Genomic DNA, 13,137 nt, shown 5'->3' with positions numbered 1-13,137 from the left:
TGGCGGGGGGAAGCTGGCGGGAGGTTCAGGTGAAAACATTCATAAGTCTCGCTATCGCCTCCTCATTGACGATGTTCATCAGCCCTTGGGTGTTCGCACAGACGGATGCGCAAGGCGATGGGGTCGTCACGCTGGGAGGCGTGATCATCGATTCAGCCTGCGGGCTGGAAGCGGCCACTGTCGATCAAACCATCGAGATGGATTCCGAACCCATCGGCCGGCTTTTACGAGACGGGGAGGGACAAAAAAAGCCCTTCCAGTTGCGTTTGGTGAACTGCTCGGTGACTCGTCCCGACCCCTCGCGACCCGGTGTAACGCTGCCGGATTGGGAACACTTGCGCGTGACATTCGACGGCCCTGCCGACAGGGGCGGGCGCTCCTTTGCTGCCTTTGGCGGCTCCCAAGGGGTTGCCTTCCATATCCAGGATGCGGCGGGTGAAGAGAGTGTTCCGGGAGTGCCGATGGCGCTGCATCCGGTGATTGATGGCGACATGACGCTCAACTACACGGTGCACTTGGTGGGCAACGGAGTGCCGCTATTGGCGGGGGATCACACGGCCGCCGTGCGGTTCAAGTTGGAATACTTTTGAAGAGTGATGGGTTGCTTGCATGTGGAATGCCTCGAAAGTCATAAATACGCTTCGCCCGGGATTCTTTGGCGGGTTGATATCACTGGCAGGAACTGCAATGGGGGCCGGGGATATTGAGTTCAATACCGACGTGCTTGATCTGAGTGACCGCACCAATATTGACTTGTCTCGGTTTGCACGCAGCGGGTTTATCTTGCCCGGCAACTACGCGATGGTGGTGCAGTTAAATACCCAGCCAATGACTGAATACTCCGTGGCGTTCTATCCTCCTGATAATGATCCCAAGGGAAGTCAGGCCTGTTTATCCCCGGAACTTGTAGAGCAGTTGGGCCTGAAACAGTCCGGCGTGGCCAAACTGCGCTGGTGGAAAGACGGCCAGTGCCTGGACCCTGAAGGCTTGCCCGGTATGGAGGTCAGCGCCGATCTGGCCACCTCCACGCTGAGCATCAGCCTGCCTCAGGCCTATCTGGAATACAGCGCCATCAACTGGGACCCGCCTTCGCGTTGGGATGAAGGGGTACCCGGGCTGCTGGTTGACTACAACATGACGGCGCAGTCGAGCTACCGCCGGCACGACGGTACCCGCAATGACCTCACGGGTAACGGAACCGTCGGGGCCAATGCGGGTGCCTGGCGCCTGAGGGCGGATTGGCAGGGGCGTGTCGAGAAAGACCGGGAATCGTCGGCCCGGCGGCAAAAACTGGAATGGAGCCGTTACTACGCGTATCGCGCCCTTCCGGAGATGAAAGCGCGCCTGGTGGTGGGCGAGGACTACCTGTATTCGGACCTGTTCGACAGCTTTCGTTTTACCGGGGCCGGGCTCAAGTCGGATGAAAGCCAGCTGCCACCCAACTTGCGCGGTTACGCGCCGGAAGTGGTTGGCGTCGCCAAGACCAATGCCAAAGTCATCATCAGCCAGCAGGGCCGTGTGCTGTATGAAACGCTGGTGGCGGCAGGACCGTTTCGTATCCAGGACCTGAATGACGCCGTGTCCGGCAGGCTGGATGTGCGGGTGGAAGAGCAGGACGGTTCGGTACAGAAATTCCAGCTCGATACGGCCGGTGTTCCCTACCTGACGCGTCCCGGGCAGGTGCGTTACAAGCTGTCTGCCGGGCAGCCGTCCAACCTTCAATACCACGACGACGGTGCCTTCTTTGGTACCGGGGAGTTCTCCTGGGGCATCAGCAACGGCTGGTCGCTGTTGGGCGGTGCGATATTGGATAACAACTACCGTGCGCTGTCGGCCGGGGTGGGGCGTGATCTGCTGGCGTTCGGGGCCATCTCGGTGGACGTGACAGAGTCCCGCGCACACCTTTGGAACGAGACGCTCACGGGTAAATCCTACCGGCTTCAATATTCCAAGCACTTCGAACAGTACGACAGCCAGGTCACCTTCGCGGGTTACCGGTTCTCCGAAAAGAACTTCCTGAGCATGAGCCAATACCTGGATGCCAAGCATTACGGGATGAACGGCGAGCTCGGCGGACGGGGCGTGTATGACCAGAACGGTGAGCTTGTTGAACACTGGAGGCCGATTGGCGGCAACAAGGCCCTTTATACGGTCACGGTGAACAAGCAGTTCCGTGACCTGGGCGCCACCGTCTACGCCAGCTACAACAAACAAACGTACTGGAACCGGCCGCAGACCCAGCGCTGGAACCTGTCGGCGTCACGCTACTTCAATTTTGGCACCGTCAAAAACCTGAACATGTCGCTGAACGTCTACCGCACCCGGGAGTACCACCATAAGGATAACGGGATGTCGCTGACAGTCAGTTTGCCGTTCGGGCGCAGCGGCACACTCTCGATGGATGCCAGTAGAACCGGGGGCGATAACGGCTTTTCAACGCGCTTCAGCGACCGCATCGACGAGCGTAACAGCTACCAGTTGGGTGCCAGCGATAACTCCGCCAACGGTTACCTGAGTCATATCGGGGACCAGGCCGACATCGACCTGAGCGCGAGTACCCAACAAGGCAATAACCGAACCCTCAGTGCGTCTGTTCGCGGCGGCGGCACGCTCACGCCTTACGGCGGGGCGCTCCACCGTACAACCAGTGCCGGCGGAACCCGGTTGATGGTCGACACCGGGGGTGTGCCCGACGTGCCGATACGGGGTTATGGCACGCCGACCCGCAGTAACGCCTTCGGCAAGGCGGTCATTTCCGATATCAGCAGCTATCAGCGTACGGCGGCCAGCGTCGATCTGGAGCGCTTGCCGAACAACGTCGAAGCCACTCAATCCGTGACCCAACTGACCCTCACCGAAGGGGCGATTGGTTACCGGTCGCTGGAGGTGATTAGCGGTACCAAAGCCATGGCTGTTCTTCGCCTGCCGGATGGCAGTGCACCGCCCTTTGGCGCGACGGTGCAGAACATGAAACAGCAGGACACCGGCGTGGTGAATGACGGCGGGGATGTCTACCTGAGCGGCATTCAGGCCGGCGAGAAGATGATCGTCAGTTGGGGCGGCGCCGAACGGTGCCTCATCGAACTGCCTGTGATTTTACCGGCCGATGGCCTGACCGATGCCCTGCAACTGCGCTGCCAAATGGTAGCCGTGGATCAATCCTTGTCCGAGCCAGCAGCGCTGACCGGCGAGCGTAACGATATGGAGAACACACCCTCATGATGCTGAACATACGCCTCACCTGCCAGGCCTTCGCGCTGTTGGCCCTGGCCTTGAGCCAGGGCGCCAACGCCGCGGTTGCCCTGGACCGTACCCGAGTGATTTTTGATGGCGGCAAGGATGCCACCAGCGTGAACATCACCAATAACAACACCCAATTGCCGTATCTGGCCCAGGGCTGGATCGAGGATGAAGCGGGCAAAAAAATAACCTCGCCCTTGATCGTGCTGCCGCCGGTTCAACGATTGGAGCCCGGCAAACAAAGCCAGGTGAAAGTTCAGGCGTTGCCGGCGGTCAAGTCGCTGCCCCAGGATCGGGAGACCGTCTTCTACTTCAACCTGAGGGAAATTCCGCCCCGCAGCGACAAGGCCAACACCCTGCAAATTGCCCTGCAAACCCGGATCAAGTTGTTTTACCGGCCCAAAGCCATTGCGCCCAGCCAGCAAGACCTGTCCACCCCCTGGCAGGAGAAGCTGACGCTTACCCGCCAAGGCGACCTGTATCAGGTGAACAACCCCACGCCCTACTACGTGACCCTGGTGGATGCACGCAGCAGCAAGGACGGCAATACCGTGGAGAGTTTCGAGCCGGTGATGGTCCCGCCCAGAGGTTCGCAAACCCTGGGGCCAACGGCCAAGGCACTCGGCACAACCCCCTATCTGGCCTACGTGAATGATTACGGCGGACGCCCGCTGCTGGCGTTCACCTGCAGTGGCGAAACGTGCAACGTGAACGTGCAAGCCTCGCAGCCTAGTCAGTAGTGCCTGCTGCCGGAGAAAGTCATGAAGTTAGACAACGTGAAGGTCTTGGGCTGTCTGTTACTGGCCTTGATGGCGAGTGCCCACGCCCTGGATGAAGAAGATATCGAGGGCATGGTGGGCCGGCTGAATATCCGCGGGGCCATGCATGAAATGCCGTGCAGCCTGGAGATGACGTCCGTCCATCAAACGATCGACCTGGGCGCCATCTCTGCCGGCCAGTTGCAACGGCCTGGGGATCAGGCGACCGCCAAGGCGTTTCAGCTGCGTTTCAAGGATTGCCAGCGCACCGCCGGCAAAATCGCCAGTGAGCGTACGGGGAACCTGACATGGAGTGCCCACCAACCCGTGCTGTCGGTGGCGTTTAACGCGCCTGCCGATGCCGATGACCCGCGGCTGGTCAAGGTGCAGGGCATCACCGGGATGGGCCTGCGTTTGACCGATGTCGAGGGCCGGGACGTACAGCTGGGCTCAAGGGGCGAGCCGCTGTTTTTGCCTCTGGGCGACAGCACTCAAACCTGGAATGTGCAGCCCACGCGCACCTCCGCGCCATTGACCAGCGGGGCATTTCGGGCCGTGGTGGATTTCAGGCTCAACTATGAGTAAGGGCAGAGCGATGGCTAAGTTAACCGGCTCGCGAGCCATGTTTATCGGTGGGTGCCTGTTGTGGGCGGTCAGCCAGAGTGGGCAGGCGGCAACCAACCTGACCATCCGCGCGGTCATCATCGCGCCGCCGCCGTGTGTGATTAACGGCGGCAGCACGCTCAATGTGCCGTTCGGCAATGACCTGCATACGACGCGCATTGATGGCGTCACGTATCGCCGGGATGTGCCGTATACCGTCAGCTGCACGCCCCCTGTCTACAGCAATGCAATGACCCTGGAGCTCAAGGGCGTTGGCGCAGCGTTTGATAGCAACGTGCTCTTGACCCGCAAGGCGGACCTTGGGGTAAAGCTGTTCGTCAACGGTGCTGACTGGCCGCTGAATACGGCGGTGAGATTTACCCATCCCAACTTTCCCGTCGTACAGGCAGTGCCGGTAAAACGGGCGGGCAGCACGCTGACGGGCGGGGCCTTTGATGCCACCGCCACCCTCGTGATCGAGTACCAATAATGAGGAACGATCAATGACTTTTTGGTCGCAGCGAGCGTTGCTCGCCTTGTGTTCCATCGGCCTTTGCAGTGGTGTGTCGGCCAACGTGACGTTCACTGGAACGCTGAACGAACCCCCGCCCTGCACGATTGATTCTGGAAGCACGATTGAAGTGGATTTTGGCGATGTCGGCACAAAGCGTGTCGACGGCGTGAAATACCGCAGGACGGTCGGCTACACCATCCGATGCGGCCCCTCCACGCTGCCGTGGTTGCTGAGGTTGAGCATCAACGGCACCGCCACGACGTTTGACAACTCGGCGGTGCAGACCAGTGTGCCCGAGCTGGGTATTCGGCTGTTTCAAAACAACCTGCCGTTTCGACTCAATACGCCGCTGGACATCACCTTGTCGTCACCGCCGACATTGGAAGTGGTACCCGTCAAGCAGCCGGGTTCTGTTCTGGCCCCCGCCCGGTTTACGGCGGTGGCCACGTTGTTGGCCGAATACCAGTAGGAGTCGAGTCTATGCGACATGAAAGGGTTCATAAGGGCTGGTCATGTGCCGGGTTGGCAATACTGCTGAGCTTCGGCCTGACCTCCACTGGGCATGCGGTGGATAACCTGAGGTTCAAGGGCAACCTGGTCGAGCAGGCTTGCACGATCCGGCCGGGAGACGAGGCCATCACGCTGGAACTCTGGGACGTTGCCAGCAAGCACCTCTATATCAACACGCGCACGGTCGGCAAAGGTTTCAGGCTGCACCTGGACGACTGTGACACCACCATCAGCGAGTCGGTCAGCATCACCTTCGGCGGTGTGGAAAACCGTGAGCTGCCCGGGTTGTTTGCGCTGGATGGGGGAAGCGGTGCCTCAGGTATCGGGCTCGGTATAGAAACGCTGAGCAATAAGTTACTGCCCGTGAATACCGCCAGCGACGAACAGCGGTTGAGCAATGGGAACAACGTCATTGAGCTCAAGGCCTATGTGCAGGGTGAGCCGAACGCCATCAGGGATCAGACCATTGGGCATGGTGCCTACAGGGTCAGCTCTATTTTTACGCTGGATTATCCGTAGTCGTGAACATCAGTTCGCAGGCGGAGCAACGAGAGAACAACATGAAACGACTCTATGGAGCCATTGTGCTCCTCTCCCTGATGAGTGTTACCACAACCGCGGCAGCCGTGAGTTGCCGTGTGAATGGCGGAGGATGGGTAACGGTAGGCAACGGCGGGGTTATCAATCTGCAGGTTCCCGTCACCGTCGTGCTACAGACCGGTCCGGACCGAATCTCCCTTGAAGGGGCGAGGCTCGAATGCCGATACACCATCGGCCCTCAGACACCGTCTCGAGGAGAGGACTACTGGACAACCGGAAACGGCGCACCCTGGACGCCCGGCCCCAAATTTGCTCGCGAAGGCACAGGGTTACGAATAAACGGCGTGTTCCGAAACACCCCTATTCCTATTGGCATCCGAACGAACACCATGCCTGACAACGCGGTGACTTACCCGATCGATATAACGCCCTATATTTTGACGCGTAACAGTCCGGTGACGCCTATTGATATTCGAATAGGGGACAATCTCGGAACGTTACGTATTCACCAGACAAACAATTCAATACCCATTGAGGTTGGGTCGCCGCTCACGCTCACTTACACCGCGGCCAACAACTTCACCGTCTCCCCCTCAACCTGCACGATCAACAACAACAACCCAATCGTGATCGACTTCAACGACGTGCACCAACGGGCAATCGGCACCGACCCGCTGACATCGACCGTCCGCACTAACCGCCGTTTGAACTACTCATGCCCGGGCCCGGGGAGCATCACCAGCCCGATCACCATCACCTACCAAGGCACCCCGTCGTCGTTCAACGCCAACCTGCTGACGATGAGCAATCCGGATGTGGGGACCGCCCTTGTCCGTGGGGGGAGTGCGGTTAGGGTAAACGGTTCTTTCCTGAGCCAGATTACCAACAACGCGGGGGGCGACGATGTGACGTTTGCGCTGGTCAAGCGAGCGGGGACCCTGCCTGCCGCCGGGCCCATAAACGGGAGCGGCGTGCTGGTAATGGGCGTGCCCTGACAAGGCCCGCTCGCCAGATAACGGTGATGTTTAGAGGCTTGTGGTGGCCCTGCCTACCGATTGCTCATGCCAACCGCCTCCCTTTCAGCGCGCGGCGGTGGTGGTCGGAGTCTGGCACAGGGTGTTGTTTCCCGGCTGCAAATAGGGCGTGAGAATCGGCGCCATGCCCTTGAGCACCTGCACCGGCAACGCCGAGGTGAACTTGAAGCCCTGGGCCGAGGCGCCGGGCACAAACGCGGTCAGCGCGCCGAAATGGTGGTCGCCGATATAGAACACAAACGTTGCCGTGCGGTTGATCGCCTTGGAGCTGAGGATCCGCCCGCCGGCACCGATGGCTTCGATCCGGTTGTCGCCGGTGCCGGTCTTGCCGCCCATGGCCAGCGGTGTGCCGTCGGCCAGGTTGAAACTGCCGGACACGCGGCGTGCGGTACCGGCGTCCACCACTTGCGACAAGGCACCGCGCAGGGCGGTGGCGACCTCCGATGGCATGACCCGCTTGCCCCGATTGGGGTCGTTGATCAGGCGGGTTTCATAAGGCGTGTCGGCGGCAAAGCGCAGGCTGTCGATGCGCAGGGTGGGTTGGCGCACGCCGTCGTTGAGGATGATCCCCACCAGTTCCGCGAGGGCGGCCGGGCGGTCGCCGGAACTGCCGATGGCGGTGGCCAGCGACGGCACCAGGTGGTCGAACGGGTAGCCGACTTTTTGCCAGCGCTGGTGAATATCGAGGAAGGCTTCGATCTCCAGCATGGTGCGGATACGGCTGTCGCGGGCGCTCTTGTGGCGGCTTTTGAACAGCCAGCTGTAAACCTCCTGACGCTCGTGTTCACTGGCGGCGGTGGCCTGGGTGAAGGTGGCGTCGGGGTTGTTCAGCAGGTAGCCCATCAGCCACAAATCCAGCGGGTGGACCTTGGCGATATAGCCTTGGTCGGGCAGGTCGTAGGCGCCCGGGCCGTAGTTCTGGTAGAGCTTGTCGAGGCGCTCGTCGGTGAGTTTTTCGGTGCTTTTCACGCTGCTCAGGTGTGAGCGGATAAAGCTGTTGAAGCTCGCCTGGCTGGCGTTGGGCAGCAGGTAGCGGTGCACGGCGGCCAGGCGTATGGCGGTGGGGTGCATGCTGTCGAGGAAGGTGTCGAGGCGGGCCTGGGTGTTCTTGTTGCGGTACTTTTTCCAGAACTTCAGCAGGAACGTGGTGCCTTCGCGGTCGGCGAACTGGGCGAGGTATTCCTGGCGGCGCGGGTCGTTGTCGTCCTTGAGCAACTCGGCGCTGTTGTTCGGGCCCTGGTAGGTGCTGTAGCGCACCAGGTCGCGCATCAGGCGAATGAACGGCAGGTTGATGGACTCGCGCAACGCTTCGATCAACGTCGGGTTACGGCCGTTGTCCTGGCTGCGAAAGTTGTGGAAGTGATGCAGGCCGCCACCGGTGAAAAAACCTTCGCTGGTGTTGGCCGAGTATTGGCGATTGAGGGCCGCGTCGAGCATGGTCGGCAGGCTGCGGTCGCTGTTCTGGGTCAGGTAGTCGAGGGCCCAGCGGGTGATGCGGTCCTGGTCGTCCACCTTGACTGTGCGCAGCTCGGCAGCCGGCATCGCGCCGTATTTGTCGTGCAGTTCACTGACGATTTGCAGGTAGGTGGTCATCACCCGCAGCTTGGCGGTGGAGCCCAGTTCCAGCTTGCTGCCCTCGTTGATGTCGAAGGGCTGGTCGGTGCTGTCGGTCTGCACCCGCACCCGCGCGCCGTCGGGTGTCATCTCGTAGAGGTTGAAGCTGTAGCGCACCTGGGCGGTGCTGGCGGGCGTCAGCAAGGTCGGGCCGATCAGGCCGATCTGCGCGGCAAAGGCCGGGTCGGCGAGGTGCTTGAGGTAAGCGCTGGCCTGGCGTTGCAGGTCGGCTTGCAAGGTGCTGGTGGCGGCGAGGTCGAGGCGGTCAAGGTCGTACAGCGGCTGGTTGAGCAGCGCGGCCAGGCGCGTACGGGCGACGGTGATGCCCTTGTTGCTTTCGATCGGCTGGATCGTTGGCTGCTGTTGCCAGTCGCGGTAGGTGACGTTACTGGCGAGGGCAGCCTTGGCCAGCGCCGGGTCGATCACGTTGTTTTGCGCAAGCAGGCGGATGTGGCTGTCGGTGAGGTCGGCCAGTTCCTTGTGGCCCTTGGACAAATAATGAGACGGGCGGCGCTGGGCGATCATCAGCGACAACACCTCGCGCAGGGCCAAGCCTTTTTGTGGCAGCTGTTTGGGGTCGGTGTTGTTGAGCAGTGCATTGGTCTGGTTGAAGTCGGCGCCGTACCACACGCGCAAACCTTCGGCCATGCCGTGCACTTCACCGTGGCCGGGTACCGCCGACAGGGGCACGCTGTTGAGATAGTCGCGCACGATGTCCTGGCGCGCGGCGAGGGTTTGCGGGCCGTCCTGGTAAGCCCGCACGCTGGCGGAAATCATCTGGCGGATTTTCTCGCCGCCGGACAGGGTCAGGCCGTCGGGCGAGTGGCGGTATTTCTCCAATTGAGTGGCCAGGGTACTGCCGCCTGCCGTCTGGCCGGGCAGGTGCAAGAGCTTCGCCACCTGGGACCAGGCGGCCTTGGCAAAGCGCGGCCAATCCACGGCGGGGTTGAGTTGGGGATTTTTCGGGTCCAGCAGGTCGCGGTCTTCGATAAACAGCAGGCTGTTGACCACCACCGGCGGAATCGCCGCGAAGCTTGGGTAGAACTGCTGTGGATAGGTGAACTGATACAGCGGTGCGGCGCGGCAATCGGTGATGGTCAGGCCGGCCTGGATTTTTTCCGGGTAGGGCACAAACAGGCCGCGCTGGGCGTAGGCCATCAGATCAGGGGAGAAGCGTGCTTGTGCCTGGATCAGGTAGTCCCGCTTGATCAGACGCGGCAGGAACTCGCCCAGGGCACTGTAGCCCAGGCGCTTGTCGAACGGCCCGGCCCCGGGATAAACCCGCGCATCACTGGGGCCTGCATGCATTTGGTAGGTGAGGGTTGAAGCGAGGTCGGTGAAGGTTTTGGCCTGCAGCCGTGAGGTGTGCATTTCCCTCAGGGCGGCAAAGCCCAGGGCGACCAGCGCAATCAGCAGCACCAGCCAGAGCAGCCGCCACCACAGTCGCCGGCGGGGAGGAGGGCTTTGTGGCAACGGCTGTTCATCCGGGCTATCGGTGGATACCGCAGCCTTGGTCGAAGCGTTTTGCCATAAAGCGCCCATAGTCGATTGATCCATTTACGTAGATTGATCGGACTTGGTTGAAGCTTAGACGGTGGTGGGCGAGTGGGGGGGATTTGTGACTGTGGGGTTGTTTGTGGCGAGGGAGCTTGCTCCCGCTGGAGTGCGAAGCACTCCCAAAGAACCCGCCTCGGTTTGACTGTAAAACCGTGTGCCCGGGTTTTGGGGCTGCTGCGCAGCCCAGCGGGAGCAAGCTCCTCGCCACAGTGGTTTTTATTCCCGCTCATAGCCAGCAGGCATCCCACAGTGGGTAATCGCCGGCGCGTTCGACCAGTCCCGCTCTGATGGGGTTGGCGATGATGTATCGGGCCAAATGACGCAAATCTTCACCGTCCCTGATTCCCCGGTCGTGATAGCCGTTCTGCCAAAAGGCTCCTGTGCCGTTCCTTGCGCGGTTGATTGTGTGCGTGCTGCGGGATTTAACCGCTTGCATCAGCTGGGGCAGGCTGCGTTGCTCAAGCTGGACCAGCCAATGAAAGTGGTCAGGCATGATGACCCAGGCTATGGAACTCCCCCATTTTTGCTCATGGGCACGCCTGAATTCGGTTACCAGCAGGCGACCCAGATGAAAGTTGGTAAAGAGTGGTTGGCGATTGTGGACGACGGCTGTGACCAGGTAGGCCCTGCCGGGCTCGCTGAATCTACCGGTTCTCAGGCGATGGGATTGAGGGCGTGCAGGCATTCCATTGCATTCCTTGTTGCTCCAGATGAATTGACGCTAGCAGCCTGGCAGGGACCCTGATCCCGGAACTATTGAGTACATATTTCTATGCTTGGGCATCCGCCGTGGAGAGGGCGCTTGCTGTGGCGAGGGAGCTTGCTCCCGCTGGAGTGCGAAGCACTCCCAAAGAACCCGCCCGGTCTAACTGAAAAACCGCATGCCCAGGTTTTGGGGCTGCTGCGCAGCCCAGCGGGAGCAAGCTCCCTCGCCACAGCAAGCCCCCTCACTACAGCAAACCCCCCTTGCCAAAGTGGGCTGCGGTAGCCAGGAAGTACTGAGCTAGAGCCTCCCCCCACCGGTAAATCCGCCAAAGGTAGGGGCATGACGCTGCACCATTACCGTGCAATACTCGCCGCCGTTTGTTGGCGATGATTCCTACGCGGAACAGGTAATGCTCCTCCGCCAAAGGGGGCTTTACCGCGAGTTCCCGCTGAATCTTGTCGTTTATAGAGTGAAAACCCCTGGGTTTAGCTTTTTATACTGCACCCCCGCTGATCTGGCCCGGCCAGACGGTCTTGCCCAAAAGGCAGGCCCGCTATCAGGACGCCTCGGCCACCCGCCGCGACGCCCCGGACTCGGTGGCTCATATCCAATAACAAGACGAGGTTGTATCCCTATGCCAGCTGGCAATCACCTGCCCCATGGCGAGACCGCTCAGGGCGGTCCGCTGAAACGCGAACTCGGCGAACGGCATATTCGCTTGATGGCCCTCGGCGCCTGTATCGGTGTCGGTCTGTTCCTGGGCTCGGCCAAGGCCATTGAAATGGCCGGCCCGGCAATCATGCTGTCCTACATCATCGGCGGCCTGGCGATCCTGGTGATCATGCGCGCCCTCGGCGAGATGGCCGTGCACAACCCGGTCGCCGGTTCGTTCAGCCGTTATGCACAAGACTATCTCGGCCCGCTGGCGGGCTTTCTCACCGGCTGGAACTACTGGTTCCTGTGGCTGGTGACCTGCGTCGCGGAAATCACCGCAGTCGCCGTGTACATGGGCGTGTGGTTCCCCGATGTGCCCCGCTGGATCTGGGCCCTTGGCGCACTGGTCAGCATGGGCACCATCAACCTGATCGCGGTCAAGGCGTTCGGTGAGTTCGAGTTCTGGTTCGCGCTGATCAAGATCGTCACCATCATTGCCATGGTGATCGGCGGCGTCGGCATCATCGCGTTCGGTTTCGGCAACGACGGCGTGGCGCTGGGGATTTCCAACCTGTGGGCCCACGGCGGCTTCCTGCCCAACGGCGTGACGGGCGTGTTGATGTCCCTGCAAATGGTGATGTTCGCCTACCTGGGCGTCGAGATGATCGGCCTGACCGCCGGTGAAGCGAAGAACCCGCAGAAGACCATCCCGAGTGCTATCGGCTCGGTGTTCTGGCGCATCCTGCTGTTCTACGTCGGTGCGTTGTTCGTGATCCTGTCGATTTACCCGTGGAACGAAATCGGCACCCAGGGCAGCCCGTTCGTGATGACCTTCGAGCGTCTAGGCATCAAGACCGCCGCCGGCATCATTAACTTCGTGGTGATCACTGCGGCGTTGTCGTCATGCAACGGCGGCATCTTCAGCACCGGGCGCATGCTCTACAGCCTGGCGCAGAACGGCCAGGCCCCGGCCACGTTCGGCACCACGTCGAGCAACGGTGTACCCCGCAAGGCGCTGCTGCTGTCGATCTTCGTGTTGTTGCTGGGCGTGCTGCTCAACTACATGGTCCCGGAAAAAGTCTTTGTGTGGGTCACCTCCATCGCCACCTTCGGCGCGATCTGGACCTGGCTGATGATCCTGCTGGCCCAGCTCAAATTCCGTAAGAGCCTGAGCCCGGCCGAGCAAAAAGCCCTCAAGTACCGCATGTGGCTGTACCCGGTCAGTTCCTACCTGGCGCTGGCGTTCCTGCTGCTGGTGGTGGGCCTGATGGCGTACTTCCCGGATACCCGCGTGGCGCTGTATGTCGGCCCGGCGTTCCTGGTGCTGCTGACCGTGTTGTTCTACGTGTTCAAGTTGCAGCCGACCCAGGCTGCGGCGCGCACCGCGAGCTGATTTTTCGGTGCTCA

11 protein-coding genes are annotated in these 13,137 nt (G+C 60.9%); 9 read left to right on the top strand and 2 right to left on the bottom strand.

Translation table 11 applies throughout. The annotated features are described in order from the left end of the window. The first annotated feature begins 29 nt into the window (after positions 1–29). Genes JFV30_RS23165 through JFV30_RS23130 form a run of 8 tightly spaced genes read left to right on the top strand, consistent with a single transcriptional unit; the run spans position 30 to position 7,160 of the window. Positions 30–590 (top strand): fimbrial protein, encoded by a 561-nt coding sequence (locus JFV30_RS23165; protein WP_201125283.1) that lies wholly within the window; start codon positions 30–32, stop codon positions 588–590. Between the two features lie 19 nt (positions 591–609). Next, entirely contained in the window at positions 610–3,222 is a 2,613-nt protein-coding gene (locus JFV30_RS23160; protein WP_201125282.1) for an outer membrane usher protein, read from the top strand. After that, positions 3,219–3,980: a fimbria/pilus periplasmic chaperone gene (locus JFV30_RS23155; protein ID WP_201125281.1), complete on the top strand. Its 762-nt coding sequence runs from the start codon at positions 3,219–3,221 to the stop codon at positions 3,978–3,980. Before JFV30_RS23160 ends, JFV30_RS23155 begins: the two co-directional genes overlap by 4 nt. Positions 3,981–4,001: 21 nt before the next feature. Next, the gene (locus JFV30_RS23150) at positions 4,002–4,583 is read left to right on the top strand and encodes a fimbrial protein (protein ID WP_201125280.1); all 582 of its coding nucleotides are present in this window, start codon (positions 4,002–4,004) and stop codon (positions 4,581–4,583) included. 10 nt (positions 4,584–4,593) lie between these two features. After that, on the top strand, positions 4,594–5,091 hold the full coding sequence (locus JFV30_RS23145; RefSeq protein WP_169386225.1) for a fimbrial protein: 498 nt from the start codon (positions 4,594–4,596) through the stop codon (positions 5,089–5,091). A gap of 13 nt (positions 5,092–5,104) precedes the next feature. Further along, positions 5,105–5,584 (top strand): fimbrial protein, encoded by a 480-nt coding sequence (locus JFV30_RS23140; protein ID WP_201125279.1) that lies wholly within the window; start codon positions 5,105–5,107, stop codon positions 5,582–5,584. 11 nt (positions 5,585–5,595) lie between these two features. After that, positions 5,596–6,144, top strand: a complete 549-nt coding sequence (locus JFV30_RS23135; RefSeq protein ID WP_201125278.1) for a fimbrial protein — start codon at positions 5,596–5,598, stop codon at positions 6,142–6,144. 41 nt (positions 6,145–6,185) lie between these two features. Further along, positions 6,186–7,160 carry a fimbrial protein gene (locus JFV30_RS23130; protein ID WP_201125277.1) on the top strand — a complete coding sequence of 325 codons (975 nt, stop codon included), beginning with the start codon at positions 6,186–6,188 and terminating at the stop codon, positions 7,158–7,160. 84 nt (positions 7,161–7,244) lie between these two features. On the opposite strand, the gene JFV30_RS23125 is transcribed toward JFV30_RS23130, so the two are convergent. Both JFV30_RS23125 and JFV30_RS23120 read right to left on the bottom strand, forming a co-directional pair. Further along, positions 7,245–10,355, bottom strand: coding sequence for a transglycosylase domain-containing protein (locus JFV30_RS23125; protein WP_201125276.1), 3,111 nt, complete (start codon positions 10,353–10,355; stop codon positions 7,245–7,247). Between the two features lie 241 nt (positions 10,356–10,596). Next, positions 10,597–11,055 carry an REP-associated tyrosine transposase gene (locus JFV30_RS23120; protein WP_201125275.1) on the bottom strand — a complete coding sequence of 153 codons (459 nt, stop codon included), beginning with the start codon at positions 11,053–11,055 and terminating at the stop codon, positions 10,597–10,599. A gap of 655 nt (positions 11,056–11,710) precedes the next feature. Between JFV30_RS23120 and JFV30_RS23115 the strand changes: the two genes are divergently transcribed. Beyond that, positions 11,711–13,123, top strand: a complete 1,413-nt coding sequence (locus JFV30_RS23115) for an amino acid permease (RefSeq protein ID WP_010170255.1) — start codon at positions 11,711–11,713, stop codon at positions 13,121–13,123. The last annotated feature ends 14 nt before the right edge of the window (positions 13,124–13,137 follow it).

It is taken from the genome of Pseudomonas sp. TH32, assembly GCF_016650855.1.
Lineage (GTDB): Bacteria > Pseudomonadota > Gammaproteobacteria > Pseudomonadales > Pseudomonadaceae > Aquipseudomonas.
The sequence above is the reverse complement of the archived record's forward strand: the minus strand, read 5'-3'. Positions and strand labels throughout refer to the sequence as shown.